General features: G+C 60.7%; 24 protein-coding genes. 18 read left to right on the top strand and 6 right to left on the bottom strand.

What is annotated here, in order from left to right; translation table 11 throughout:
* Positions 1–46: 46 nt before the first annotated feature.
* Complete coding sequence (locus tag FRT59_RS20300) at positions 47–955, bottom strand: MurR/RpiR family transcriptional regulator (protein WP_153872179.1); 909 nt, start codon at positions 953–955, stop codon at positions 47–49.
* 284 nt (positions 956–1,239) lie between these two features.
* On the opposite strand from FRT59_RS20300, the gene FRT59_RS20295 reads away from it, so the two are divergent.
* From FRT59_RS20295 to FRT59_RS20245, 12 genes are all read left to right on the top strand, one after another.
* Entirely contained in the window at positions 1,240–3,177 is a 1,938-nt protein-coding gene (locus tag FRT59_RS20295; RefSeq protein ID WP_153872178.1) for a bifunctional 5-dehydro-2-deoxygluconokinase/5-dehydro-2-deoxyphosphogluconate aldolase, read from the top strand.
* A 103-nt stretch (positions 3,178–3,280) separates the two neighbouring features.
* Positions 3,281–4,168, top strand: coding sequence for a myo-inosose-2 dehydratase (gene iolE, locus FRT59_RS20290; protein WP_153872177.1), 888 nt, complete (start codon positions 3,281–3,283; stop codon positions 4,166–4,168).
* 3 nt (positions 4,169–4,171) lie between these two features.
* Positions 4,172–4,960 (top strand): 5-deoxy-glucuronate isomerase, encoded by a 789-nt coding sequence (iolB, locus tag FRT59_RS20285; RefSeq protein WP_034120031.1) that lies wholly within the window; start codon positions 4,172–4,174, stop codon positions 4,958–4,960.
* Between the two features lie 10 nt (positions 4,961–4,970).
* The gene (gene iolD, locus FRT59_RS20280; RefSeq protein ID WP_153872176.1) at positions 4,971–6,902 is read left to right on the top strand and encodes a 3D-(3,5/4)-trihydroxycyclohexane-1,2-dione acylhydrolase (decyclizing); all 1,932 of its coding nucleotides are present in this window, start codon (positions 4,971–4,973) and stop codon (positions 6,900–6,902) included.
* A gap of 19 nt (positions 6,903–6,921) precedes the next feature.
* The gene (gene iolG / locus FRT59_RS20275; protein WP_153872175.1) at positions 6,922–7,932 is read left to right on the top strand and encodes a bifunctional inositol 2-dehydrogenase/D-chiro-inositol 1-dehydrogenase; all 1,011 of its coding nucleotides are present in this window, start codon (positions 6,922–6,924) and stop codon (positions 7,930–7,932) included.
* Positions 7,933–8,026: 94 nt separating this feature from the next.
* The gene (locus tag FRT59_RS20270; RefSeq protein ID WP_034120028.1) at positions 8,027–9,055 is read left to right on the top strand and encodes a Gfo/Idh/MocA family protein; all 1,029 of its coding nucleotides are present in this window, start codon (positions 8,027–8,029) and stop codon (positions 9,053–9,055) included.
* Positions 9,056–9,183: 128 nt separating this feature from the next.
* On the top strand, positions 9,184–9,360 hold the full coding sequence (locus FRT59_RS27025) for a hypothetical protein (RefSeq protein ID WP_167524299.1): 177 nt from the start codon (positions 9,184–9,186) through the stop codon (positions 9,358–9,360).
* A 48-nt stretch (positions 9,361–9,408) separates the two neighbouring features.
* Positions 9,409–10,344 (top strand): sugar ABC transporter substrate-binding protein, encoded by a 936-nt coding sequence (locus tag FRT59_RS20265; RefSeq protein WP_153872174.1) that lies wholly within the window; start codon positions 9,409–9,411, stop codon positions 10,342–10,344.
* 65 nt (positions 10,345–10,409) lie between these two features.
* Complete coding sequence (locus FRT59_RS20260) at positions 10,410–11,963, top strand: sugar ABC transporter ATP-binding protein (RefSeq protein ID WP_153872173.1); 1,554 nt, start codon at positions 10,410–10,412, stop codon at positions 11,961–11,963.
* A 26-nt stretch (positions 11,964–11,989) separates the two neighbouring features.
* Entirely contained in the window at positions 11,990–13,012 is a 1,023-nt protein-coding gene (locus FRT59_RS20255; protein ID WP_003191668.1) for an ABC transporter permease, read from the top strand.
* A 361-nt stretch (positions 13,013–13,373) separates the two neighbouring features.
* Entirely contained in the window at positions 13,374–13,778 is a 405-nt protein-coding gene (locus FRT59_RS20250) for a TraR/DksA family transcriptional regulator (protein WP_010564800.1), read from the top strand.
* A 199-nt stretch (positions 13,779–13,977) separates the two neighbouring features.
* Positions 13,978–14,181: a hypothetical protein gene (locus FRT59_RS20245; RefSeq protein ID WP_034120025.1), complete on the top strand. Its 204-nt coding sequence runs from the start codon at positions 13,978–13,980 to the stop codon at positions 14,179–14,181.
* Between the two features lies 1 nt (position 14,182).
* Here FRT59_RS20245 and FRT59_RS20240 read toward each other — a convergent pair whose 3' ends face one another.
* The 3 genes from FRT59_RS20240 to FRT59_RS20230 all read right to left on the bottom strand — a co-directional run bounded on the left by FRT59_RS20240 (position 14,183) and on the right by FRT59_RS20230 (position 15,111).
* The gene (locus FRT59_RS20240; RefSeq protein ID WP_034120024.1) at positions 14,183–14,425 is read right to left on the bottom strand and encodes a DUF2789 domain-containing protein; all 243 of its coding nucleotides are present in this window, start codon (positions 14,423–14,425) and stop codon (positions 14,183–14,185) included.
* A gap of 69 nt (positions 14,426–14,494) precedes the next feature.
* On the bottom strand, positions 14,495–14,725 hold the full coding sequence (locus tag FRT59_RS20235) for a hypothetical protein (protein WP_034120023.1): 231 nt from the start codon (positions 14,723–14,725) through the stop codon (positions 14,495–14,497).
* A gap of 110 nt (positions 14,726–14,835) precedes the next feature.
* Positions 14,836–15,111 carry a hypothetical protein gene (locus tag FRT59_RS20230; protein WP_034120022.1) on the bottom strand — a complete coding sequence of 92 codons (276 nt, stop codon included), beginning with the start codon at positions 15,109–15,111 and terminating at the stop codon, positions 14,836–14,838.
* Between the two features lie 387 nt (positions 15,112–15,498).
* On the opposite strand from FRT59_RS20230, the gene FRT59_RS20225 reads away from it, so the two are divergent.
* On the top strand, positions 15,499–15,948 hold the full coding sequence (locus FRT59_RS20225) for a hypothetical protein (RefSeq protein ID WP_034120021.1): 450 nt from the start codon (positions 15,499–15,501) through the stop codon (positions 15,946–15,948).
* A gap of 127 nt (positions 15,949–16,075) precedes the next feature.
* Positions 16,076–17,083 carry an ABC transporter substrate-binding protein gene (locus FRT59_RS20220; protein WP_034120020.1) on the top strand — a complete coding sequence of 336 codons (1,008 nt, stop codon included), beginning with the start codon at positions 16,076–16,078 and terminating at the stop codon, positions 17,081–17,083.
* 66 nt (positions 17,084–17,149) lie between these two features.
* Here the strand turns inward: FRT59_RS20220 and FRT59_RS20215 are convergent, their stop codons facing one another.
* Complete coding sequence (locus FRT59_RS20215; RefSeq protein WP_153872172.1) at positions 17,150–19,276, bottom strand: TonB-dependent receptor; 2,127 nt, start codon at positions 19,274–19,276, stop codon at positions 17,150–17,152.
* A gap of 94 nt (positions 19,277–19,370) precedes the next feature.
* Positions 19,371–19,760 carry a DUF2946 domain-containing protein gene (locus FRT59_RS20210; protein WP_153872171.1) on the bottom strand — a complete coding sequence of 130 codons (390 nt, stop codon included), beginning with the start codon at positions 19,758–19,760 and terminating at the stop codon, positions 19,371–19,373.
* Positions 19,761–19,855: 95 nt separating this feature from the next.
* On the opposite strand from FRT59_RS20210, the gene FRT59_RS20205 reads away from it, so the two are divergent.
* From FRT59_RS20205 to FRT59_RS20190, 4 genes are all read left to right on the top strand, one after another.
* Positions 19,856–20,293: a DUF3995 domain-containing protein gene (locus tag FRT59_RS20205; protein ID WP_153872170.1), complete on the top strand. Its 438-nt coding sequence runs from the start codon at positions 19,856–19,858 to the stop codon at positions 20,291–20,293.
* 250 nt (positions 20,294–20,543) lie between these two features.
* Positions 20,544–21,710, top strand: coding sequence for an efflux RND transporter periplasmic adaptor subunit (locus FRT59_RS20200; RefSeq protein ID WP_153872169.1), 1,167 nt, complete (start codon positions 20,544–20,546; stop codon positions 21,708–21,710).
* Complete coding sequence (locus FRT59_RS20195) at positions 21,707–24,883, top strand: efflux RND transporter permease subunit (protein ID WP_153872168.1); 3,177 nt, start codon at positions 21,707–21,709, stop codon at positions 24,881–24,883. Before FRT59_RS20200 ends, FRT59_RS20195 begins: the two co-directional genes overlap by 4 nt.
* Positions 24,880–26,331: an efflux transporter outer membrane subunit gene (locus tag FRT59_RS20190; RefSeq protein ID WP_153872167.1), complete on the top strand. Its 1,452-nt coding sequence runs from the start codon at positions 24,880–24,882 to the stop codon at positions 26,329–26,331. Before FRT59_RS20195 ends, FRT59_RS20190 begins: the two co-directional genes overlap by 4 nt.
* Positions 26,332–26,590: the final 259 nt, after the last annotated feature.

Raw genomic sequence — 26,590 nt, 5'->3', positions numbered from 1 at the left:
CCTTTGGTTTTTTCGCGAGCAAGCTCGCTCCTACAGGTGGCGCACCTCAGTCGTCGAAACCCACCTGCTCGTGAATCTCATCCACTTTCAATTCCAACCGATACGCCACCGCAATAAACAACGCCTGGCACAGGCACAAGGTCGCGCTCAATGAGCGGAAGGCAAACGAGGAGCCTTCATTCACCAACAGCACCGCATTCGCCCGCTTGGCCAGGGGCGACAGGTTGCTGTCGGTGATGATCAGGGTCTTGGCCTGATGATGCTGGGCGATGCGCAGGCAGTGCTGTGTCTCTTTGCCGTAGGGCGTGAAGCTGATCGCAATCACCAAGTCATTGGCGCGCACACTGCGCATCTGCTCGCGGTAACTGCCGCCCAGGCCGGAGATCAGGTGGATGCGCTTGTTGGTGTGCTGCAGGTTGTAGACCAGGTAGTCGGCCACTGCGAAGGAACGGCGCACACCGACCACGTAGATGTTGTCGGCATTGACCACCAGGTCTACGGCTTTTTCGAAAGCGCTATCGTCCAGCTCCAGGCCCAGGCGTTCGATGCCCGAGAGGGTAGCGTTGACGCATTCGCGCGCCAGGTCGCCGCCGCTGGCCTTCTGCGACTTGTTGGCGATCATGCTGCGGATGCGCTGCTGGTAGTTCTGCACCGGCGTGGTCTTGTGCGTATACGCCTCGCGAAACAGCGCCTGCATCTCACTGAACCCACTGAAGCCGAAACGCTGGGAAAACCGCACGATGGCCGAGGGGTGCACTTCGCACTCGCGGGCAATGTCGCTGATGCGGTCGACCATGATCCGGTCGCTCTGCTGGCTCATGTAGCTGGCAATGCGCTTGAGCTGACGCGGCAGGCTCTCGTATTCGTCGGTGATCAGCTGCAACAGGCGTTCGGCATTGATCGGCGGGCTGGCGACAGTTGCTTCCAGGGGGGGCTCGGGATCGGTGCGGGACATGGGCAATCCTTCTGGCGTGTTCGTTTGATGCGCTGATGAGTGGCGCAAGTCTACAGGGTAGGCGCAAAAAAATACCTCGGCATCACGGCCCGCGTGGCCTGCTGAAACGATGCACGAGCGTTGGCTTGCCCCTATGCTGACGTATTAGAAAAAATATTCCACTAAAAATAATTATGGAATAAATATTGATTGCCGCCGTTGGACGTTCTAGTCTGCTCCCACCAAGAGCGTTTGCCGTCGCCACGGCGGCACAACGCAGGCTGATAAAAATAACAGGAGCCAGCATGGGCCAGACTCGTTTTGCCAGTGGGCGTCAATTGGATCTGATTTGCCTCGGGCGCCTGGGCGTCGACCTCTATGCGCAGCAAGTCGGTGCGCGGCTCGAGGACGTGTCCAGCTTCGCCAAGTACCTCGGCGGTTCCTCCGCCAATATCGCCTTCGGCACCGCCAGGCTAGGGCTCAAGTCGGCGATGCTGAGCCGGGTGGGCGACGACCATATGGGCCGTTTTCTGGTGGAATCCCTGGCTCGCGAAGGCTGCGATGTCAGCGGCATCAAGGTCGACCCGGAGCGCCTCACTGCCCTGGTGCTGTTGGGCCTCAAGGACCGCGAAACCTTTCCTTTGGTGTTCTACCGTGAAAACTGCGCCGACATGGCCCTGCGCGCCGAAGACATCAGCGAAGCCTTTGTTGCCTCCAGCAAAGCGCTGCTGATCACCGGCACGCATTTCTCCACCGACGGCGTGTACAAGGCCAGCATCCAGGCCCTGGACTACGCCGCCAGGCACAACGTCAAACGCGTGCTGGACATCGACTACCGCCCGGTGCTGTGGGGCCTGGCGGGCAAGGCCGATGGCGAAACCCGTTTCGTCGCCGACCAGAATGTCAGCCAGCATGTGCAGACAATCCTGCCGCGTTTCGACCTGATCGTTGGCACCGAGGAAGAATTCCTCATCGCCGGCGGCAGTGAAGACCTGCTCACGGCCCTGCGCACCGTGCGCGAACTGACCCCGGCAACTTTGGTGGTCAAGCTCGGCCCCCAGGGCTGCACGGTCATCCACGGCGCGATTCCTGCGCGGTTGGAGGACGGGGCGATTCACCCCGGTGTGCGCGTTGAAGTGCTCAATGTGCTGGGGGCCGGCGATGCCTTCATGTCGGGCTTCCTCAGTGGCTGGATCAACGATGCCAGCGACGAACGTTGCAGCCAGTTGGCCAATGCCTGCGGCGGCCTGGTTGTCTCGCGCCACGCCTGCGCCCCCGCCATGCCGACGCCGGCCGAACTTGATTACCTGTTCAGCAGTCCAGTGCCCATCACCCGACCGGATCAGGATGCAACCCTGCAACGCCTGCACCGCGTCACCGTGCCGCGCAAGGCTTGGAAGCAGCTGTTCGTGTTCGCCTTCGACCACCGTTGGCAACTGGTGGACCTGGCGCAAAAAGGCGGCCAGGATCCGGCGCGTATCAGCGCGATCAAGCAGTTGTTTATCCAGGCCATCGAGCGCGTGGAGCGCAAACTCGGCGAGCAGGGCGTCGAGGCTGACGTGGGCCTGCTCGCCGACCAACGCTTCGGCCAGGATGCCCTCAACGCTGCCAGCGGTCGCGGCTGGTGGATCGCACGCCCGGTGGAAGTGCAGAACTCACGGCCCCTGGCGTTCGAACATGGCCGGTCGGTGGGCAGCAACCTGATTGCCTGGCCCCAGGAACAGATCATCAAGTGCCTGGTGCAATTCCATCCCGATGACGAGCCGATGCTGCGCCTGGAACAGGAAGCGCAGCTCAAGGCGGTGTACGAGGCGTCCATCGTGAGTGGGCATGAACTGTTGCTGGAAGTCATCCCGCCCAAGGATCACCCGTCCACTTACCCCGACGTGCTGTATCGCAGCCTCAAGCGCCTGTACAACCTGGGCATCTACCCGGCCTGGTGGAAGATCGAGGCGCAGTCGGCCGAAGACTGGAAAAAGCTCGACGAGCTGATCCACGAGCGCGACCCGTACTGCCGTGGCGTGGTGCTGCTGGGCCTGAATGCGTCCCCTGAGTTTCTGGCTGACGGCTTCAAGCAGGCCAGTCAAAGCAGCACCTGCCGCGGGTTTGCCGTAGGCCGCACGATCTTCCAGGAACCGAGCCGGGCGTGGATGGCGGGGGAGATGGATGATGAGACGCTGATTGAGCAAGTACAGGCGACCTTCGAACAACTGATCAATGCCTGGCGCAGTTCCCGAACTTAGTCACACATTCCAAATGTTCAATGCAATCCAATGTGGGAGGGAGCAAGCCCCCTCCCACATAAAGCAGATCTCAGTGATACCTGAAAATAATAAAGGTGCAGCCATGCCCGCAATCCGAATTGGCATCAACCCGATCTCCTGGAGCAACGACGACCTCCCGGCCCTCGGCGGTGAAACCCCGCTGAGCACGGCCCTGAGCGAAGGCAAGGCCATCGGCTACGAAGGTTTCGAACTCAACGGTAAATTCCCCAAGGATGCCAAGGGCGTTGGCGACGTGTTGCGCCCCTACGACCTGGCCCTGGTCTCGGGCTGGTACTCCAGCCGCCTGGCCCGTCGCTCCGTGGCCGAGGAAATCGAGGCGATTGCCGGCCATGTCGAACTGCTCAAGCACAATGGCGCCTCGGTGCTGGTGTACGGCGAAGTCGCCGACTCGATCCAGGGTTCATACGTGCGCCTGATCGAACGCCCGCGTTTTCACAGTGAGCAGGCCTGGCAAGACTACGCCGACAAACTCACCGAACTGGCGCGCTTCACCTTGTCCCAGGGCGTGCGCCTGGCTTACCACCACCATATGGGCGCTTACGTTGAGTCCCCCGAAGACATTGACCAGCTTATGAAGCGAACGGGCCCGGAAGTCGGCCTGCTGTTCGATTCGGGCCACTGCTACATGGGCGGCGGCGAGCCCATTGAGGTGTTACGCGAACATATCGACCGCGTCTGCCACGTGCATTTCAAGGACGTGCGCAAACCTGTCGTACAGCTGGCGCGCAACCAGATGTGGAGCTTCCCCGATTGCATCGTCAACGGCACCTTCACCGTGCCCGGCGATGGCGATATCGACTTTGCGCCGTTGCTTGACGTGCTGATCGCTGCCAACTACGAGGGCTGGCTGGTGGTGGAAGCCGAGCAGGACCCGGCCGTGGCGCCCAGCTATATCTACGCGAAAAAGGGTTATGACACCTTGCGTGCGCTTCTTTGCGAGAGGACTTGAGTGATGAGCTTGTTGGTCAAAAGCAGCAAACGTGGACAAACCATGGTCGCCTTGGAAGCCGGGCGCCTGGAGTACGTAGGCTTTGCCGCCTACCGCCTGAGCTTGGGCGAAACCTTGCCGGTCAGCGCGGGCGATCAAGAGCTGTGCCTGGTGTTGCTCAGCGGTCGGGTGACTATCGAAGGCGCGGGCTTCAGTTGGCAGAACCTCGGTGATCGCCAGTCGGTGTTCGAAGACAAATCACCGTTCGCCGCCTACCTGCCGCCCGGCACTGATGCCCAGGTCACCGCCTTGAGCGACGTACAGATCGCTGTCTGCGCTGCGCCGGGCGCCCAGGGTTTCGCCCCGCGTCTGATCCGCCCTGAGCAGTGCAAGCGCAGCGTACGTGGTAAAGGTGCCAACACCCGCTATGTGTGCGACATCCTGCCTGACAGCGAGCCGGCCCATTCGCTGCTGGTGGTGGAAGTGCGCACGCCGTCGGGGCATTCCTCCAGCTACCCGCCGCACAAGCACGACACCGACGACCTGCCGCACCAGAGCTTTCTGGAGGAGACCTACTACCACCAGGTCAACCCACCCCAGGGCTTCGTGTTCCAGCGCGTGTACACCGACGACCGCAGCATCGACCAGGCCATGGCCGTGGAAAACAGCGACCTGGTGGTGGTACCCAAGGGCTATCACCCGGTCAGCGTGCCGTACGGCTACGAGTCTTATTACCTCAACGTGATGGCCGGCCCCAAGCGCGCCTGGCATTTCCATAACGACCCGCAGCACAGCTGGCTGCTGGACCTCTAAGGGGCGCGACATGAGCACAACCCGACTGACCATGGCCCAGGCCCTGGTGAAATTCCTGGATAACCAATACATCGAAGTCGACGGCGTACAGAGCAAGTTTGTCGCCGGGGTGTTCACCATTTTTGGCCACGGCAATGTGTTGGGGCTCGGCCAGGCCCTGGAGCAGGACAGCGGTGACCTGGTGGTGCATCAGGGCCGCAACGAGCAAGGCATGGCCCACGCCGCCATCGGCTTTGCCAAGCAGCACCTGCGCCGCAAGATCTATGCGTGCACGGCGTCGGTGGGGCCCGGCGCGGCGAATATGCTCACTGCCGCCGCCACCGCCACGGCCAACCGTATCCCGTTGCTGCTGCTGCCTGGCGATGTCTACGCCAGCCGCCAGCCCGACCCGGTGTTGCAGCAAATCGAGCAGTTCCACGACTTGAGCATCAGCACCAACGATGCCTTCCGCTCTGTGAGCAAATACTGGGACCGCATCAACCGCCCTGAGCAACTGATGACCGCAGCGATCCACGCCATGCGCGTGCTCACCGACCCGGCGGAAACCGGCGCGGTGACCCTGGCCTTGCCCCAGGACGTGCAGGCCGAAGCCTGGGACTATCCCGACTACTTCCTGCAAAAACGCGTGCACCGCATCGACCGGCGCCCGCCCACCCGCGGCATGCTTGACGATGCACTCGCCGCCTTCCGGGGCAAGCGCAAACCGCTGATCATTTGCGGCGGCGGGGTGAAGTACTCCGGCGCCAACGCGGCACTGCAAGCCTTTGCCGAGCGCTTTGCCATTCCCTTCGCGGAAACCCAGGCGGGCAAAAGTGCGGTGGTCTCCAGCCACCCGCTGAACGTTGGCGGCATCGGCGAGACCGGCTGCATGGCGGCCAACCTGCTGGCGCCCGAGGCGGACCTGATCATCGGCATCGGCACCCGTTATACCGACTTCACTACCTCGTCCAAGTCGCTGTTCAAGCATGCCGAGGTGAAATTCCTCAACCTCAATATCAGCCCGTGCGACGCCTTGAAACTTGACGGCGTACAAGTGCTGGCAGATGCCAAAGTCGCCCTTGACGCGCTGGCCGATGCGCTGGGCGATTACCGCTCTGGCTGGGGTGAGCAAATCGCTGACGCCAAGGCGCAACTCGACGCCGAAGTGGACCGTGTGCATCAAGTGGAATATCTGGGTGATGCGTTCGTCCCCGAAGTCGACGACCACCTGGACCGCGGGGTACTGCGTGAATTCATCGAACTGACCGGCTCATGCCTGACCCAAAGCCGTGTACTCGGCGTGCTCAATGACCGCCTGGCCGACGACGCAATCATCGTCGCCGCCGCTGGCAGCCTGCCCGGCGATTTGCAGCGTGCCTGGCGCAGCAAAGGCGTCAACACCTACCACGTCGAATACGGCTATTCGTGCATGGGCTACGAGATCAACGCCGCCCTGGGTGTGAAGCTGGCCGAACCGACCAAGGAGGTCTACGCGCTGGTCGGTGATGGCTCTTACATGATGCTGCATTCGGAGCTGGCCACCTCGATCCAGGAGCGCCGCAAGATCAACGTGGTGCTGCTCGACAACATGGCCTTCGGCTGCATCAATAACCTGCAGATCGGCAATGGCATGGACAGTTTCGGTACCGAGTTCCGCTACCGCAACCCCGAGAGCGGCAAGCTCGACGGCGGCCTGGTGCCGGTAGATTTCGCCATGAGTGCGGCGGCCTATGGCTGCAAGACCTACAAGGTCAGCAGCGTGGAACAGCTCGAAGCGGCTTTGGCCGATGCGCGCACGCAGACCGTCTCGACCCTGATCGATATCAAGGTGCTGCCCAAGACCATGATCCACGGCTACCTGTCTTGGTGGCGGGTGGGTGTAGCGCAGGTGTCCACCAGTGAACGCACCAACGCCGCGGCAAAAAAACTCAATGAACAGCTGGCCAAGGCCCGGCAGTACTAATAACAAGAGGAGTGTTTGCATGTCTTTGAAGCTTGGAGTGATCGGTACGGGCGCCATTGGCCGGGACCATATCCGTCGTTGCAGCCAGACCTTGCTCAACAGCCAGGTGGTGGCGGTCACCGACATCAACCTTGAGCAGGCCGCCCAGGTAGTGGCGGACTTGAAGCTGGATGCCGAGGTGTACCCGGACGGCCATGCATTGATCAACTCGCCCCAGGTCGAAGCGGTATTGGTGACGTCGTGGGGTCCGAGCCACGAAGAGTTCGTACTGGCCGCCATCGCCGCCGGTAAACCGGTGTTCTGTGAAAAACCCTTGGCGGTGACGGCCGCTGGCTGCCGCAAGATCGTCGAGGCTGAAGTGGCCCACGGCAAGCGCTTGGTGCAAGTGGGCTTCATGCGCCCCTACGACGAAGGCTATCGCGCCCTCAAGGCAGTGATCGACAGCGGCCAGATCGGCGAACCGTTGATGCTGCACTGCGCACACCGCAACCCGACGGTGGGCGAGAACTACGACACGGGCATGGCGATCACCGACACCCTGATCCACGAGTTGGACGTGTTGCGTTGGCTGCTCAACGATGACTACGTGTCGGTGCAATTGGTGTTCCCGCGCAAGACCAGCAAGGCCCTGGCGCACCTGCGCGATCCGCAGATCGTGCTGCTGGAAACCGCCAAGGGCACGCGTATCGATGTGGAAGTGTTTGTGAACTGCCAATACGGTTACGACATCCAGTGCGAAGTGGTGGGGGAGACCGGCATCGCCAAATTGCCGGAGCCGTCCCAGGTGCAACTGCGCAGTGGCGCGAAACTGTCCAACGCGATCCTGATGGACTGGAAGGATCGCTTCATCGGCGCCTATGACGTGGAGTTGCAGGCGTTTATCGACAGCGTGCGGGCAGGGCAGGTCGGTGGCCCGTCGGCGTGGGATGGGTTTGCCGCGGCGGTAGCGGCGGATGCGTGTATTGAAGCGCAGGGCAGTGGGCAGATTGTGCCGGTGAGCTTGCCGGATCGCCCGCAGTTCTACGGCTGACCCCAATTTCACAGGTGGAACCTGGTCAATGTGGGAGGGGGCAAGCCCCCTCCCACATGTGGATTGGGTTTCCAGTTCAAGAAGGAGTTGATTCATGCGAATCGGACTAGTCGGCTACGGCCACGGCGGGCGCTTTTTTCATGCGCCGCTGATAGCAACCCTGCCTGGCGCAACCTTTGTCGGGGTGGTGACTCGCTCACCCGAACGCCGCCAGCAATTGAGTTCCGACCTGCCAGGAGTGAAGGCGTTTGACTCCATCGGACAGATCGTCGAAGCCGGTGTCGACGCTCTGGTCATCTGCACCACGCTCAAAGGCCGCCCTGCATTAGTCCTCGAAGCCATCGAACACGGCGTAGCCGTGGTCAGTGACAAGCCCTTTGCCTCGAACGCCGAACAAGCCCAAGCCTTGATCACTGCTGCCGAGCGCCAAGGCTCGCTGCTCAGCGTCTACCAGAACCGGCGCTGGGACTCGGATTACTTAACTCTGCGCAAACTCATCGACGCCGGCGCCCTGGGCACCATTACCCGGTTTGAATCCCGCGTAGAGCGCTACAGCCCGCAGGCTGTGGGCAATGCCAGTGGCGGTGGATGGCTGCGTGACCTGGGCAGCCATCTCGTGGATCAGGCGTTGCAACTGTTCGGCCCGGTGGATCAGGTGTTCGCCCAACTGCAATACACCCCGGAACACCCCACCGTGGACCACGGCTTCTTTGTTTCCCTGACCCATGCCAACGGCGTGATCTCTCACCTGTGGGGCAGCGCCTTGCAGAACAGCCAGGCGCCACGGTTTCGGGTCAGCGGCACGTTGGGTTGCTACACCGTGGAAGGTCTGGACGGCCAGGAAGACGCGCTGATGGCCGGCAAATCGCCGAAAACCGAAGGTGAGCATTGGGGCTTTGAGGAGCACCGACGCTGGGGCTGGTTCGAGCAAGGGCCGGAACGTGAGCGGGTGCCGTCGGAGAAGGGCTGCTGGAACCAGTTCTATCGGCAGTTGCAAGTGGCCGTGCAAGGCCAGGGGCCGCTGCCTGTAAGCGCCTATGACGCGCTGGAAACCACCCGGATATTGGACGCCGCACGCCTGAGCGCCGAGCGCCAGCAGGTGGTTTGGACAAAAATAGAATAAAATTCTAAAACAGGTTGATATGGAAATTATTTTCTAATACAGTCTTTTCCAGGTTGCATAAAGTACGTCTCGGATACGGTTGGGACGGCTCGACAAAAACAAGATCAAAAACAACCAGGTACCGTCAGATGAAAATCTTCAACGCTGTACTGCGAGTTTTACGCCCCGCCCAAGCGCCACGCGCACTGCCCCGCGCCCGGCCGTTCTACTTCTCCTTCCTTAATGTGCTGTGCGTCGAAAACCAAGGCGCGCTGGTGTGCTGCATTCCAGGCGCGCCGTTGGTTCGTGTGCCCGCCGAGTCCTGATAAACGCAACGTCCAGAAAACCAACAAGAAAGTGGAGACAGACCGTTCATGAAGACCCCGATCCGTTTTACTGCGCTGGCCCTGTGCATGTTACTGGGCAGCGGCTTTGCCACGGCTGCCGATCTGAAGATCGGCGTGAGTATGTCGCAGTTCGATGACACCTACTTGACCAACGTGCGTGAGTACATGGACAAGCAAGCCAAGTCCTATCCCAAGGGTGATGGGGTGCAATTGCAGTTCGAGGACGCCCGCGCCGACGTGGTCAAGCAATTGAGCCAGGTCGAGAACTTTATCAGCCAGAAAGTCGACGCCATCATCGTTAACCCGGTGGACACGGCGTCTACGGCGCGGATCAGCAAGTCGGCGATCGAAGCCGGGATCCCGCTGGTGTACGTCAACCGTCGGCCTGACCAGAAAGACTTGCCCAAAGGTGTGGCTGCTGTGACTTCCGATGATGAAGAAGCCGGCAAGCTGCAGATGCAGTACGTCGCCGACAAACTTGGTGGCAAGGGCAAGATCGTGATCCTGCTGGGCGACTTGGCGAACAACTCCACTACCAACCGTACCAAGGGGATCAAGGCCGTCCTGGCCAACTACCCAGACATCAAGATCGAGCAGGAGCAGACCGGCATCTGGTTGCGTGACAAGGGCATGACCCTGGTCAACGATTGGTTGACCCAGGGCCGTGAATTCAATGCGGTGCTCGCCAACAACGATGAAATGGCCATTGGTGCAGCCATGGCGTTGAAGTCGGCCGGAACCAAACCGGGCAGCGTATTGATTGCGGGTGTCGACGGCACACCGGATGGCTTGAATGCGATCACCAAGGGCGAAATGACTGTGTCGGTGTTCCAGGACGCCAAGGGCCAGGCAGTCGGCTCGTTGGAGGCGGCCCGCAAGATGGCGAAGAGCGAGGCGATCGAACAGAACATTGTCATCCCGTTCCAGTTGATCACCCCGGACAACGTCAAAGACTTCAAGTAGCCCTGACATAACAACAATAAGCCGGCAGGGCGGTTACGGTCGCCCTGCAGATGGAGTACCTCCCTATGCTTGCTCAAGCCGCTGCCTCGCAGCTCCCGGGCATCCAGCCGCTGGCGCTGGACGAACCCTACCTGCTGGAAATCCTCAACATCAGCAAAGGCTTTCCCGGCGTCGTGGCCCTGGACGATGTGCAACTGCGGGTGCGCCCTGGCACGGTACTGGCGTTGATGGGCGAGAACGGTGCGGGCAAGTCGACGCTGATGAAGATCATCGCCGGCATCTACCAGCCGGACGCCGGCGAAATCCGCCTGCGTGGCAAGCCCATCACCTTCGATACACCGCTGGCGGCGCAGAAGGCGGGGATCGCGATGATCCACCAGGAGCTCAACCTGATGCCTCATATGAGCATCGCCGAGAATATCTGGATCGGCCGCGAGCAGCTCAACAGCCTGCACTTGGTCAACCACCGCGAAATGCACCGCTGCACAGCCGAGTTGCTGGCGCGCCTGCGCATCAACCTCGACCCGGAAGAACAGGTCGGCAACCTGAGCATCGCCGAACGGCAGATGGTCGAGATTGCCAAGGCCGTGTCCTACGACTCCGACATCCTGATCATGGATGAACCGACCTCGGCCATTACCGACAAGGAAGTCGCCCACCTGTTTTCGATCATTGCCGACCTCAAGTCCCAGGGCAAAGGCATCGTCTACATCACGCACAAAATGAACGAAGTGTTTGCCATCGCCGATGAAGTGGCGGTGTTCCGTGACGGGCAGTACATCGGCCTGCAACGTGCTGACAGCATGAACAGCGACAGCCTGATCGCGATGATGGTGGGGCGTGAGTTGAGCCAGTTGTTCCCGGTGCGTGAGACGCCTATTGGTGACCTGCTGCTGTCGGTGCGCGACTTGAGCCTGGACGGTGTGTTCAAGGACGTGTCGTTCGACCTGCACGCCGGGGAGATCCTCGGCATCGCCGGCTTGATGGGCTCGGGGCGCACCAACGTGGCAGAGACCATTTTTGGCATCACCCCAAGCACCCGCGGGCAAATCACCCTCGACGGCAAGGCGGTGCGCATCAGCGACCCGCACATGGCCATCGAGAAAGGCTTTGCGCTGTTGACCGAGGACCGCAAGCTCAGTGGCCTGTTCCCGTGCCTGTCGGTGCTGGAGAACATGGAGATGGCGGTGCTGCCGCACTATTCGGGCAACGGCTTTATCCAGCAAAAAGCCCTGCGCGTCCTGTGTGAAGACATGTGCAAGAAGCTGCGGGTGAAAACCCCGTCCCTGGAGCAATGCATCGACACCTTGTCCGGCGGCAACCAGCAAAAGGCCTTGCTGGCACGCTGGCTGATGACCAAACCACGCCTGCTGATCCTCGATGAGCCAACCCGCGGTATCGACGTGGGTGCCAAGGCTGAGATCTATCGCTTGATCTCCTTCCTCGCCAGCGAAGGCATGGCGGTGATCATGATTTCCTCTGAGCTGCCCGAAGTGCTCGGCATGAGCGACCGGGTGATGGTGATGCACGAAGGTGAGCTGATGGGCACCCTGGATCGCGCTGAGGCCACCCAGGAAAAAGTCATGCAGTTGGCTTCCGGTATGACCGCGGTCCACTGATCTACAGAATAAGAAGGTGATGGGTTATGAACGCAATAACAGACAACAAGCCGGCGACGGCACCGGTCAAGAACCGTCGACGCATGCCTACCGAGCTGAGCATCTTCCTGGTGCTGATCGGTATCGGCCTGGTGTTTGAACTGTTCGGCTGGATCGTGCGCGACCAGAGCTTTTTGATGAACTCCCAGCGCCTGGTGCTGATGATTTTGCAGGTGTCGATCATCGGCCTGCTGGCCATCGGTGTGACGCAGGTGATCATCACCACGGGGATCGACTTGTCTTCAGGCTCCGTATTGGCCTTGTCGGCGATGATCGCTGCCAGCCTGGCGCAGACCTCCGATTTTTCCCGGGCGGTGTTTCCGTCGCTGACCGACTTGCCGGTGTGGATCCCGGTGGCGATGGGCTTGGGCGTGGGACTGCTGGCAGGTGCAATCAATGGCAGCATCATCGCGGTCACGGGTATCCCGCCGTTTATCGCAACCCTGGGCATGATGGTCTCGGCTCGTGGCCTGGCGCGCTATTACACCGAAGGCCAGCCGGTGAGCATGCTCTCGGACTCCTACACGGCTATCGGCCATGGTGCGATGCCGGTGATTATCTTCCTGGTGGTGGCGGTGATCTTCCACATCGCCCTGCGCTACACCAAGTACGGCAAGTACACCTACGCCATTGGCGGCAATATGCAGGCGGCGCGTACCTCGGGGATCAACGTCAAGCGCCACTTGATCATCGTCTACAGCATCGCCGGTCTGCTGGCAGGTCTGGCCGGCGTGGTGGCGTCGGCACGCGCCGCTACCGGCCAGGCGGGTATGGGCATGTCCTATGAGCTGGACGCGATTGCCGCTGCTGTCATCGGCGGCACCAGCCTGGCGGGCGGGGTAGGGCGCATTACCGGCACCGTGATCGGCGCACTGATCCTCGGTGTGATGGCCAGCGGGTTTACCTTCGTCGGGGTGGATGCGTATATCCAGGACATCATCAAGGGCCTGATCATCGTGGTGGCGGTGGTGATTGACCAGTACCGCAACAAGCGCAAGCTCAAGCGTTGAGCCTATTTCAAGGACAACACCGCCCAAATGTGGGAGGGAGCAAGCCCCCTCCCACATTTATTCCGGGATCAGCCACTTTCAACCGTTTGTCTTCTATATAGCTCCACAACACTGAATTTCTTGCTATAAACGCACTCCGATGACCGTTCACCAAGCCCGTCCTGGTGCCTTTGGGGGTTAATTGGGAAAAAATGCCTGTCTTTTCAGTTGCTGCGCCCTCAAGTCGGCCTTAGACTGCCGCCCCTCGTAAATTGAGTGCCGGGTGGCGCTTGAAATGGACGGCGCCCTTGCGAGACCTGCAGAGGTCGGCCGGAACGCTCCCTTATTCGCCTTAATGCACGTATTTTTTATAGAGAAATCAATGACAAAGGAAAAGTTGCTGGCCATGCCGGCGGATGACTACATGAATGCCGAACAGCACGCTTTTTTCGAGCAGCTGCTGCAAGACATGAAGGTGGAACACCACGAGCGCATTGAACAGAACCGCATCGCCATTGAAAGCCTGGATACCCCGGCTGACCCGGCTGACGCTGCTTCCGTCGAAGAAGAGCGCACCTGGCTGGTGAATGCCATCGACCGCGACCAGCGCATGCTGCCGCAGCTTGAGCGTGCCTTGGAACGCATCAAGGAAGATTCCTTTGGCTGGTGTGATGACAGCGGCGAGCCTATCGGCCTCAAGCGCCTGTTGATCAGCCCGACCACCAAGTACTGCATCGAAGCGCAAGAGCGCCACGAGCAGATCGACAAGCACCAGCGCCAAGCCTGATACAGTCAACGGGGGGCGTGCCACTGGCCTGGCCGCCCCGTCTGAAACAGCGCGCAGCGGCTACCCGCCTTCGACGGCCAGCGTGGATTGTTGCTGTTTATGCAATGAAGCTATTCCAAGGATAGCTTTTTCCAACTGGAATAAAACCGTAGCATGCCCAACATTGTTAGCAAGCTAACTAATGCTACGGAGAAGCTCCATGCAAAACAAAGTCGATGTGGCCGTGATGATCGGCAGTGGCGTACCTGAAACCTTGCGTGCGTTGGGCCAGAGAGCCTGCTGGGTGGTGTTGCTCAACGGTGAGCAGCGCGGCACCGCTTTCGCCAGCCGCGATGAGGCAGAGGAGTGCAGGACTGCCTGGCAAGCGCTGTTGCGCATGGAACAGTCAGACAGCCTGCACTGAATTATTCCTTGGGCGATTCGTGCAACAGTGCGTTGAGGTCATCCACCGCAGGCGCCCATTCGGCATCTACATGCAATTGTTCCTTGAGGAAACTCGCCTGTTGTTCGCTCCAGAACGGTGCGTCGATGAGTTTGACATCATCCGGCAGGCGATGCTCGGCGGTAAAGCGCTCGATGGCTTCCTGGCTCGAGTCCAGGCCCAGTTGATCGAACAAGGTTTCGAGCGTGGGGGTGGTGGTGTCCATGTCGTACTCCATGCAGTTCAGGTGTGTATGCATGGGAGGCTTGGGGCGCGGCAGAGTTCTATCAGATTGTCAGGAGGTAAGCGCCCCTGAATCCACGGCTGCCTTGAGCGCCTTGGCAGCGTCCTTCGCGGCACTGGCAGCGGCGTCCACGGTTTTGAACCAGCGGTCCTTCTCTACCTGATGCGTAGTGACGGTGGTCAAGGGTGGCTTGGCACGCATTACGATAACTGCTTGAAACTCTCCGTCTACTTCCCTGGCATCGCCGTGGATAAAAAATTCGCCAATATCAAATTCCGTCACGTATAGCCTTCCCTTCAAGGTAACTGCACTGATGAAACCTGACCCGCAGGGGGCAAACTTCAATGGACGGGCCAGTATGGCAGTTGTTGAGAGGCGGCGGCGCAGCAAAATCACCTAGCTGACGAAACGAGTGTGTCGCACAGGGCTTGCAATTTGGCCTCCAGGGTCTTGGCCAGTTCACAGGCCTTGTTGTGATCGCTGCGGAATCCCTTGATCCGGCCGCTGGGCACTTCAAGAATGTGGAAAAAATTCTTTCCAGCCGGTACAACTTGATAAATAACCGAATTCGCATACCCATTAGGGTTAAGCAAGCAGTAGTATTGGCGTTCCTCTGACCATGATGAACGTGTGTGGAAAGAGGCTGCGTCGTGTTGATGTCTCTGCATGCTCAGCTCCTGTCGATCTAGTTGGTCTGTCAGTGGCGTTTCGGGTGGTTTAACCCGGGTTGCTGTTTTAGTATTGTCGTCGGCAGTTCGCGACTGGTTCCATGCCCGAGTGTTTTTTTATTTGCGTGTCGGAAAACTGCATTTTTAATTGGGTTATTCTCTGAAGTTGGTCGACTCGTATTCTCGATTCGCTAAACCTGTGATTTGCTGTGCTACCGGATGACCTTGTCTAAGGTCCACTGCGGCTGTCTGTACTAGCCTTGTGGGTTATCTTCAGTTTTTAACAAATGTGTGATCGTGCCGTAACGGCCGTTTTTGGGTTGCCCGCTTCGGCGGCCAGCGCTTTTTTGATGTGGGGGCGTTTCCTTGGCAGTCAGTAATCTGGACATGCACGCGTTGTTCGTGCTGGGTGATTTGCGCGCAAAGTTGGTCAAGCAATTTCAGTCTCGGTTTGTCTACGTCACTGAGCAGACACCGGAAGGCATTTACATCGCCGAGATCGACACCGAAACGGCGATGGTCGTGGATGACAAGCCACGCCTTGAACTCAAGGTGGGTGACCATTTCCGTGCGGCTGTCTTGCCTAGCCGTGAAGGTGGCAAGTTCGAACTGAAGTTTCGCGATATCAAGTTGACCGTGTATGGGCTGGGCGATTACGCCTTTGTTTCCTCGGCCGAAGGCCAGGGCATCGTGTTCAAGGAGGGCCACAGCGTCATGCTGGTATTTGCCGCCAATGAGCAGTTGCAGGAAGGACTGACCAAGACCCTCAAGGCCGTGACCGGCAAGGCTGCCAAATGGCGCAAGGGTGAACTGGTCACCTTCAAGGCCAGCGAGTAACCGGTAAACGCTTCGTGTACCAGTCTCTTGCGGAACCTCTACTACAGTTGAGTTGACTTAACTATTCAGAGGCTTCGCGCATTGGCGGCAAAGCCGTTCACCATGGCTGAGACGCGAGGTGCAAAGCATGAAGGGATTGAAATCACTGTTGGCTGCGTCCTTGACGGCCTTGAGCCTGTCATTGCCGGTTTCGGCCGCACAGGCACCGGTGCATTTTGCCGACCTGAACTGGGAAAGCGGCAGCCTGATCACCGAAGTCCTGCGCTTTATCGTCGAGAAGGGCTACGACTTGCCCACCGACACCTTGCCCGGCACCACCATCACTCTGGAAACCGCCCTGGCCAAGAACGACATCCAGGTGATCGGCGAAGAGTGGGCTGGCCGCAGCCCGGTGTGGGTCAAGGCTGAAGCCGAAGGCAAAGTGGTCGGCCTGGGGGATACGGTCAAGGGCGCAACTGAGGGTTGGTGGGTGCCGGAATACGTGGTCAAGGGTGACCCGTCGAAAAACCTCAAGCCCCTGGCTCCTGACCTGAAAAGCGTAAAGGACCTGGCGCGCTACAAAGACGTGTTCAAGGACCCGGAATCCCCGGGCAAGGGTCGCTTTCTCAACAGCCCGATCGGCTGGACCTCCGAAGTGGTCAACAAACAGAAGCTCAAGGCCTATGGCCTGGAAGACAGCTACGTGAATTTCCGCAGCGGTTCGGGCGCGGCGCTGGATGCGGAGATTGCTTCGTCGATCCGTCGCGGCAAGCCGGTGCTGTTCTACTACTGGTCACCCACCCCGTTGATGGGGCGATACAAATTGATCCAGTTGGAAGAGCCGCCGTTTGATGCGGATGCGTGGAAAACCCTGACCGATGCGGATAACCCAGACCCCAAGCCTACACGGTCGTTGGCATCCAAGTTGAGCATTGGCGTATCGACGCCGTTCCAGCAGGAACATCCGCAGATTGCGCAGTTCTTCGAGAAGGTTGAGTTTCCTATCGAGCCGCTGAACAAAGCCTTGGCGAAGATGAGCGAGAACCACACGGCACCGCGTGACGTGGCCCAGGCGTTCCTCAAGGAGCATCCTGAGGTGTGGAAGGCGTGGCTGACCGATGATGTTGCGCAAAAAGTTGAGTCAGCCCTTAAATAGCCTGAATGCAGAACAAAATGTGGGAGGGAGCAAGCCCCCTCCCACAGTTTTTTTTGCATTCCAGATTTAGAATCGCGTTTGTACCGCTACCTCGAAGGTCCGCGGTGACCCCAGATAGTAAGCTGGCGATACATGCGCAAACTCGGCATACACCTCATTGGTCAAGTTGCGCACGCGGCCGGTCACTGAAGTATGCGCGTCCAGCTTGTAGCGCAGGAACGTGCCGAACAGCGTGTAGGCCGGTACCGTTTGGGTGTTGGCATTGTCCGCATACACCTGGGCGACATAGCGTGCATCCACGCCACCTTGCCAATCCTCGGAAAAGTCGTAGGTCAACCACAGGTTGCCCACGCGCTTGGGCACGTTGGTCGGCGTATTGCCCTTGCGCGAGACTACGGCGCCGCTGGCGATTTTCTCATTGAACTCATCGTACTCAGCAGCCACCCAGGCAAAGTTGCCTTCGGCCAGCAATCTAGGCGTGATGCGCAGTGAACTGGCCAACTCGATGCCCTTGGATGACTGTGCACCCACCGGGATGCTGTTGGTCGGGTCCAGTGGGTCGGTGACGGCGAAGTCTTTGCGTTCGATCTTGTAGGCAGCGACCGTGGCGGAACCACGCCCTTCCAAGTAGTCGAACTTGCTGCCGATCTCCCACTGCTTGCCGGTGGACACATCAAACACCTGGGTGGTGGTATTAGGCTGTTCCACGGCGGTGCTGTATTGCAGGTAGACATTGGCCGAGGGGATGAACTGATAGGTCATGCCCACACGCCCCGTCACCGGTTCCCAGCTGCGCTTGAAGTGCCGTGGGCTTGTGGCGGTGATCGCGCGGTGGTTGGTCACGTCCATGTCGATGGCGTCATAACGCAGGCCAGTCAGCAGCGAGAGTTTATCCGTCAACCCCAGGCGGTTTTCCACGAACAGTGCCTTGGTGGTCACCTGGTTGGTCTTGTCCTTGACGAAACCCGGCCGGGTGCCGGGGATGTCATAGAAGTGCCCCGGGTCGTAGTTGTTCGGGTTCACGGTACTTTTGCCCGTTACGTTCAGGGGGCTGTTGGTGGTGCTGTTGACCTTGTACTCAAAGCCGCCGGACCACGTAGTGGAGAGGCCGAAGATACGGGTGTCATGGCGCAGTTCGAACTGGTTGCCGTTCTGTTCGCCTTGATGCCGCACCTGATAGGCGGTTGAACGGTTCACCGCGCTGTTATCGGCGTTGTACTGGTAGGTCTCCAGGTTGCGATAATCGCGCTGGCTGTCGAGGTGGTAGAGGGTGTTTTTCAGCGTGGTGCTGTCGTTTACCCGGTAGTCAATGATCGAGCGTGCCCAGATCGTGCGCTGTTCGTAACGGCCGTCGGCGACGTTGTAGTTGTTGAAGCGGTTGTGCTTGTCGATCTTCAGTTCGCCGGCCTTGGGATTGAGCACCGGCGTGCCCCAGTAAGGGCTGTCTTCATGTTCGTCCTGATATTCCAGGGCCAGGGTGTGGGACAGGTTGGGGGTCAAGTCGCTGAGCAGGGAAAACGCCAGGCTCCAGGCATCCCGCTGGTCGCGGTCGATGTAGCTGTGGTTGGTGTTGCGGCTCACATCCAGGCGCGCGTAATGCTGCACCTCGGTGCCAGGCTCGGTCAGTGCATGATTGAGGCCGAAGGCCATGCCGGCGGTGTCATAGCTGCCATAGTTCAACTGGCCTTCGACGGTCTGTTCTTCACGGCTGGCCAGTTTGGTCACGTAGTTCAATGAGCCACCCACGGAGCCTGCGCCGTTGATCAGGGAGGAGGGGCCACCCACCAGTTCGACGCGATCATAGATCCACGCATCCACTGGCCGCGCCAGGCCCGTGGCGACATTGATACCGTTGAACATCTGGGTAATCTGGCTGCTGGTAAACCCTCGATACGAGACAAAACCACCAAACCCGGGCGGCGCGCTGGCGTTAACGCCAGGCAGGGTATTGGCTGCGTCGCGAAAGGTCTTGGCGCCATGGCGCTCGATGTCGTTGCGATTAGCGATAGAGACCGACGCCGGGGTTTCCCGCACGCTCAGGCCCAGGCGCGACGCCATGCCGCTGGATTGGTCCAGGGCTAGCCCGGGCTCGACGCCTTGCTCGCCTTCAATGGTGGTCGGCGCTAGCTCAATGGCAGAGGCGCAAACAGGCAGGCAGCCGAACAGGCCCGCCAACAGGGGTAAATGTTTCATGGTTGAATCCTGAAAACTTGGCTTGAAAACAACGCACGGCCGCCGGTTCTTCCTCACGGAAACCGGGGGCAATGCAGATCAGAAAGCGCAGGGATCAGGCGAAGGCTGGTGGCGCACGCGGGTTAGCCGTGGGCCAGGTGAAGCGGGCAGGAATGTCAGCAGCGAGCACCACCGCGGCCGGCGGTGCATGGGGTTGTGGCAACACCGCCACATTCAGGTGTGTGTTGAGCGCGGGCCCCATGCCGCCTGTAGAGCATAACGGGCAACCGAACGCCTTTGACAGCGTTGGCAGGCTCTCATCCGTAGAGTTGCTTTGCAGGGGCGCCTGGGTGCGTGGGTCTACGGTACAGAACTGGCCGCTGATGCCGTTGAGCTGCATTCCCACCATTTGCCCGTGACCAATGCTGCAGGCGAACACATTGAACAGGACGCAGCAGTAGAGCATCCAGGCAATGAGCGAGCGATCGGTACGGGCGAGTTTCATGGGGCGGCACTTTACCATCAGCCGCCGACGAAATGCCTGCAAAAAATCTCAGGGCGACTATCCTCACTCCCACATTTTTTTGGGGAGCGCCCGCCATGAGCTTTGTCATAGCACGATGGGTCGTCGGGGTTTTTACCCTTATCAGCATGGTGCATTTGTATTGGGCCGCCGGCGGCAAGTTCGGCAGCCTGGCTGCCATTCCGCAACTGCCGGGTGAATTTGCCAGCGGGCCGCGACCGGCATTCAAGCCGTCGGCGCTGGGCACCTTTCTGGTGGCCATGGGCCTGGTGGCGATTGCCTTGCTCGTTTGCCTGCGCGCCGGGCTGTATTTCTCGCCGGTTTCCCATGGGGCGTTGCAGTGGGGCATCAGTGCGATTGCGGTGCTGATGTTCGCCCGGGCGATTGGGGATTCGGAACTGGTGGGTTTTTTCAAGAAGGTCGGCGGCTCGAGGTTTGCACGGCTGGATACGTACGTTTACTCGCCGTTGTGCCTGGTGCTGGGGGTGGGGTTGTTGGTGGTGGCGTGGACCTGATGGGCTCGGTTCCAATGAGGTAACCACTCCCCGGTATCAGGGCGGAACCCTAAGTGGCCGTTACCTGGATAACGGATATATACATAGTCTGATCCAATATCCTGGCCAGCTGCCAGGCCGCCCCCCCTCCAAACACCCTTCAGCCAAAAACACACCTATCGGCTTTACAGCGCTTGACCTTCCCAATATGGCAAGCCCGATAAAAACCCTCAGTGTCGGTTTTTCTTGAAAATTCCAAGGAGGGTGAACGATGTACGCCAAACCAATAAGCCTGATCACCGGGGCGATGGCCGTGGTGTTGACGCTGGGCGGATGCACAGACAGCGCGCCGTCGGCCGCGGCCGCCAAGCCGCCGGGTGTGCCAGTGGCCGAGGTGGTTGCGCGAGCGGTGACCCCGTTTGTCGAGTACACCGGATCGCTGACCGCCATTGATCAGGTAGAGTTGCGCCCGCGTGTCAGCGGCTATCTGCAAAATGTCAGCGTGCCCGAAGGCCAATTCGTCGCCAAGGGTAGCCCGTTGTTTGTGATCGATCCGCGCGGGTTCCAGGCGGCGTTGAATGCTGCCAAGGCGCGCTTGCGTGAGGCCGAGGCCAACGCGCTGCTCGCCCAGGCCGAACATGGTCGAGCCGAGCAACTGTTCGCCAAGAAGGTGGTGGCGCGTGATCGTCTCGATACCGCCATTGCCTCGTTGAACGCCGGCAGGGCACAGGTGGAGGCCGCCAAGGCCGCACTGGATGCTGCCCAATTGGACCTGAGCTACACCCGCGTCACCGCGCCCATCAGCGGCCGCATCGACCGCGCGCTCGTTACCGAAGGCAACTACGTGACTCAAGGGGTGACGGCGTTGACGACTATCGTCTCCATCGACCCGTTGCATGTGTATTTCGATGTCGACGAGCGCACCTACCTGCACTCGCTTGCCGCGACGCGGGCACACGCTGGGTCGAAGGGCGAAAAAGCTGCCAAGGTCATGGTGGCGATGCTCAACGATGCGACCTATGCACGGGCTGGGCGGGTGGACTTTCTGGCCAACGCGGCCGACCGCAAGACCGGCACCGTGCGCGTGCGTGCGGTGGTCGACAACCCGGACGGGCGCTTGACGCCCGGGCTGTTCGCCAAGGTCAAGCTGGACACCGGCGCGGCGCAACCTCGTGTGTTGATCGCCGACCATTCCATCGGCACTGACCAGGGCCGCCGCTATGTGCTGGTAGTCGGCGAAGGCGACAAGACCGAGTACCGCCCGGTCGAACTGGGCCCGATGGCCGACGGCCTGCGCGTGATCGAACAAGGCTTGCAACCGGGCGAGCGTATTATCGTCAAGGGCCTGGTGCGCCCCGGCATGCAGGTGACGCCGCTGGCCGCCAGCATCGAGGGCAAGGTGCTTGAGGCACCGTTGACCGTGGGGGGCGTGCAATGAGCTTCCCACGCTTTTTCATTGATCGGCCGATCTTCGCCATCGTCTTGTCGGTGTTGATGATGATTGGCGGCATCGTGGCCTTCTTCCATCTGCCGCTGAGCGAATACCCCGCAGTCACGCCGCCCACTGTGCAAGTCACCGCTTCTTATCCGGGGGCCAACCCGCAGGTGATTGCCGAGACGGTGGCAGCACCATTGGAACAGGTGATTACCGGCGTCGAGGGCATGCTGTACATGACGTCGCAAGCGGCCACCGATGGCCGCATGATCCTGACTGCAACCTTCGCTCAGGGTACCAATGCCGACATGGCCCAGATCCAGGTGCAGAACCGCGTTTCGCGAGCCTTGCCGCGCTTGCCCGAAGAGGTGCAGCGCCTCGGCGTGGTCACGCAAAAGACCTCGCCGGACATCCTCATGGTGGTCCACCTGCTGTCTCCCGACAAACGTTATGACCCGCTGTACATTTCCAACTATGCCTACCTGCAGGTGCGCGACGAGCTGTCGCGCCTCCCGGGGATCAACGATGTGCTGGTGTGGGGCGCGGGCGAATACAGCATGCGGCTGTGGCTGGACCCGGACTTGATCGCCGCCCGTGGCTTGACTGCCGGCGATGTGATTAGCGCAGTGCGCGAGCAGAACGTGCAAGTGGCGGCCGGCTCCGTCGGGCAGGCGCCTGATTCCAGTGCGGCCTTCCAAGTCACGGTCAACACCCTTGGGCGCCTGACAGACGAGGAGCAGTTCGGCGACATCATCATTCGCACCGGCGATAACGGCCAGGTGACGCGCCTGCGCGATGTGGCGCGTATCGAAATGGGCGCCGATGCCTACGCGCTGCGCAGCCTGTTGGACGGTGAACCGGCCGTGGCCTTGCAAATCATCCAGAGCCCGGGGGCCAATGCGCTCGATGTGGCGCAGGCGGTGCGCGATACCATGCAGCGTCTGCAGACCAATTTCCCCGAAGGGCTGGTATCGCGGATTGCCTATGACCCGACCGTGTTTGTACGCGCTTCGCTGGAATCCGTCGCCATCACCTTGATGGAAGCGATCCTGCTGGTGGTCATCGTGGTGGTGGTGTTCCTGCGTAACTGGCGTGCGTCGCTGATCCCGTTGATGGCCGTGCCAGTGTCGATTATCGGCACCTTCGCGGTCATGCACCTGATGGGCTTTTCCCTCAATACCTTGTCGTTGTTCGGCCTGGTGCTATCGATCGGTATCGTGGTTGACGATGCCATCGTGGTGGTCGAGAACGTCGAGCGGCATATCGAGAACGGCGAGGAGCCCACGCAAGCTGCGCGGCGTGCGATGGGCGAGGTCACAGGGCCCATTATTGCGATCACCTCGGTGCTGGCTGCGGTGTTTATTCCCACGGCCTTTCTCAGTGGCCTGCAAGGTGAGTTCTATCGGCAATTTGCGCTGACCATCGCGATTTCCACGATCCTCTCGGCGGTCAACTCGTTGACCCTCAGCCCGGCGCTGGCCGGCTTGTTGCTGCGGCCACGCGGTGCAGCCGTGGTCCACGACCCGCGCAGCCTTCGCGGGCGTGCCGCGCACCTGGTGGAGGTACTGGGTCGGCCGTTTCAGCGTGCGCCCCAGGCGTATGGCAACACGGTGCGCAAGGTCGTCGGTCGTCGCGGTTTGGCATTGGTGGCTTATGGCGGGTTGCTGGCGTTGACCTGGTTCGGCTTCAGCGCCGTTCCGGCGGGCTTCGTGCCGATGCAAGACAAGTACTACCTGGTCGGCATCGCCCAATTGCCCAATTCGGCCTCACTGGATCGTACCGATGCGGTGGTGCGGCAGATGTCGAAAATCGCCCTGGATGAACCGGGGGTCGAAAGCGTGGTGGCGTTCCCTGGGCTTTCGGTCAACGGCTTCGTTAATGTGCCGAATGCTGCGGTGATGTTCGTCATGCTCGATCCGTTCAAGGAACGTACCTCGCCCGACATGGCCGCAGTCGCCATCGCCGGGCGCCTGCAAGCCAGGTTCGCGAGCATTCCTGACGGTTTCCTCGGCGTGTTCCCTCCGCCGCCAGTGCCCGGCCTTGGCGTCACCGGGGGCTTCAAGCTGCAGGTCGAGGACCGTGGCGGGGTGGGGCTTGACGCATTGGTGCAGCAGACCCAGCTGCTGATGACCAAAGCCACCGAGTCAGGCCAGATCGCCGGCTTGATGACCAGCCTGGACGTCAACGCGCCGCAGCTGAATGTCGATATCGACCGCACCCAGGTCAAGAGCCAGGGCGTGCGCCTGGCGGATGTGTTCGAGTCACTGCAGGTGTACCTCGGTTCGTTGTATGTCAACGACTTCAACCGGTTCGGTCGCACCTACAAGGTTACCGCCCAGGCCGATGCGGACCACCGCATGCAGGCCGAAGCCATCGGCCGCCTGCAAGTGCGCAATGCGGCCGGGGACATGCTGCCGTTGTCGGCGTTTGTTACCGTCACCCCGGGTTCCGGCCCCGACCGCGTGATTCATTACAACGGCTACCCTTCGGCGGATATCTCCGGTGGGGCGATGCCCGGGGTCAGTTCGGGTCAGGCCGTTGCACTCATGGAGCGCCTGGCGCAAGAGGTGTTGCCCGAAGGCGTGACCTATGAGTGGACGGACTTGACCTACCAGCAGAAGCTCGCGGGGTCATCGGCACTGTTTATTTTCCCGCTGTGTGTGTTGCTGGCGTACCTGATCCTCGCCGCGCAGTACAACAGCTGGCTGCTGCCTTTGGCCGTCTTGCTGATCGTGCCCATGTGCTTGCTCAGCGCGATCATCGGCGTGTGGCTAGTGGATGGCGACAACAACGTGTTCGTGCAGATCGGGCTGGTGGTACTGGTCGGGCTGGCGGCGAAAAACGCCATTCTGATCGTCGAGTTTGCCCGCAGTCTTGAAGCCGAAGGCGCCAGCCCGCTTGAAGCGGTTATCCACGCCTGCCAACTGCGTTTGCGGCCGATCCTGATGACGTCCCTGGCGTTCATCGCCGGTGTGGTACCGCTGGTATTTGCCAGCGGCGCCGGCGCCGAAATGCGTCACGCCATGGGCGTTGCGGTGTTTGCCGGCATGCTCGGGGTGACGCTGTTCGGCCTGTTCCTCACACCGGTGTTCTACGTGGTGATGCGCAGCCTGGCGCTGCGCGTGCAGCGTCAGGGTTCGAGTCCGAAGTTGCAGTTGGAGGAGCGCGCATCATGAGACTGTCTTATCCAGCGTTTCTGTTGCCCTTGCTGCTGGTGGCCGGTTGCGCCTCGGTGGGGCCTGATTATTCCGAGCCTGTACTGCCCGCTGCGCAGCGGCCGGCAAGTTTCGGTGCGCCCGTCGCCGGTCTCGGTACCGGCGATGTCGAGGCGCAGTGGTGGCAGGTGTTCGACGAGCCGGCACTCAGCCAATTGATCCAGCAAGCGCTGGCGGCCAACCACGACATCGGTATCGCCGCCGCACGCCTGGATGAAGCCAAGGCGATGCTGCGCGAAAGCCGGCAGGGGTTCTTGCCCAGCGGCGGTGCCGCCCTCGGTTATGAGCACCGACGGCGCAGTGAAGTCGAGACGCCATACGGCGAGCAGCGCTCCGTTGAGTCCACCCGCGCGGCCCTGGATGCGGCCTGGGAAATCGACCTGTTTGGCCGCGTGCGTCGCTCGGTTGAGGTGGCGCAGGCCCAGGCCGGGTCGCGCCAGGCGCTGCTGCGCAGTGTGCAGGCGAGCGTCGCGGCCACTGTCGCCGCCACCTGGTTTGAACTGCAAGGAATCGAAGCCGAACAAGCGGTGGTTGCTGACATCAGCCAGAGCCAGCGCGACAGCCTGGGCCTGGTGGGGCATCTGGTCAGCGTCGGCGCCGCCACCGAGTTCGACCGGCTGCGCGCCGAGGCATTGCTGCGCAATGTCGAGGCGGTAGCGCCCGACCTTGAGCGGCGTCGCGCAACCTCCACCAACGCCTTGGCGGTGCTGCTGGGGCAGGCGCCGCAAGGGTTCAAGCCGCCGCTGGCCAGGCCCGGTCGTGAGCCCTTGAACCTGCGAACCCTGCAAGTGGGCGATCCGGCCGGCTTGTTGGCCCGGCGCGCCGATATTGCTGCAGCTGAACGCACGCTGGCGGCTGAGACCGCACAAATAGGTGTGGAAACCGCCGGTTTGTATCCGGATATCCAGGTGCAGGGCTCCATCGGGTTACTGGCCGGTAGTCTTGGCTCCCTGGGTGATGCGGGCATGCAGTCGAACTTTATCGCACCGGTGATTCGCTGGTCGCTGCTGGACACCGCACGCGTGCGTGCGCGGATCGCCGCCAGCGAGTCGCGTACCCAGGCGGCCTTGATCGCCTATGACCAGACCGTATTGCGTGCCTTGCAGGAAACCGACGATGCGTTCCAGGCCAACAGTGCCGCAGGCAGCACCTTGGGCCTGCGGCTGCTGGAGGCGGCGGCCAATCGTGAGGCGGCCAGGTTTGCGCGCACGCGTTTTGCCGAAGGCGAGGGCGTGTATCTGGATGTACTTGAGGCCGAACGCGCGGACTTTGCCAGTCGCCGTGCGTTGACGGCGGCGCGTACGGGGCAGCGTTTGGCCGTGGTGGGGATCTATAAGGCACTGGGGGGTGGGTGGGAGATTTGTGAGCAGGCGGGGCAGGCTTGCAGTGGGGCTGCGGCGCTGCGTTAGGCACGAGCGCTGCACTTGGGGTTCGTGTGTATATCCATTATTTAGGTAACGGCTGCTATTGGTTCCGCTCTTACAGCGGCCTTATAGCCGACCTGATCGATGCTGCGTGCGCGTACCCCCTGTGGGAGCGGGCTTGCTCGCGAAAGCGGTGGGTCAGCCAACCTCACTGTTTGCTGGGCCGACGCCTTCGCGAGCAAGTCGAATCGTCGCACCGCCGCTCCCACATTTTATCTTCGCTGCGTTGAGCATTTCGTTCGCT

It is taken from the genome of Pseudomonas haemolytica (assembly GCF_009659625.1).
GTDB classification, from domain to species: domain Bacteria; phylum Pseudomonadota; class Gammaproteobacteria; order Pseudomonadales; family Pseudomonadaceae; genus Aquipseudomonas; species Aquipseudomonas haemolytica.
The sequence above is the reverse complement of the archived record's forward strand: the minus strand, read 5'-3'. Positions and strand labels throughout refer to the sequence as shown.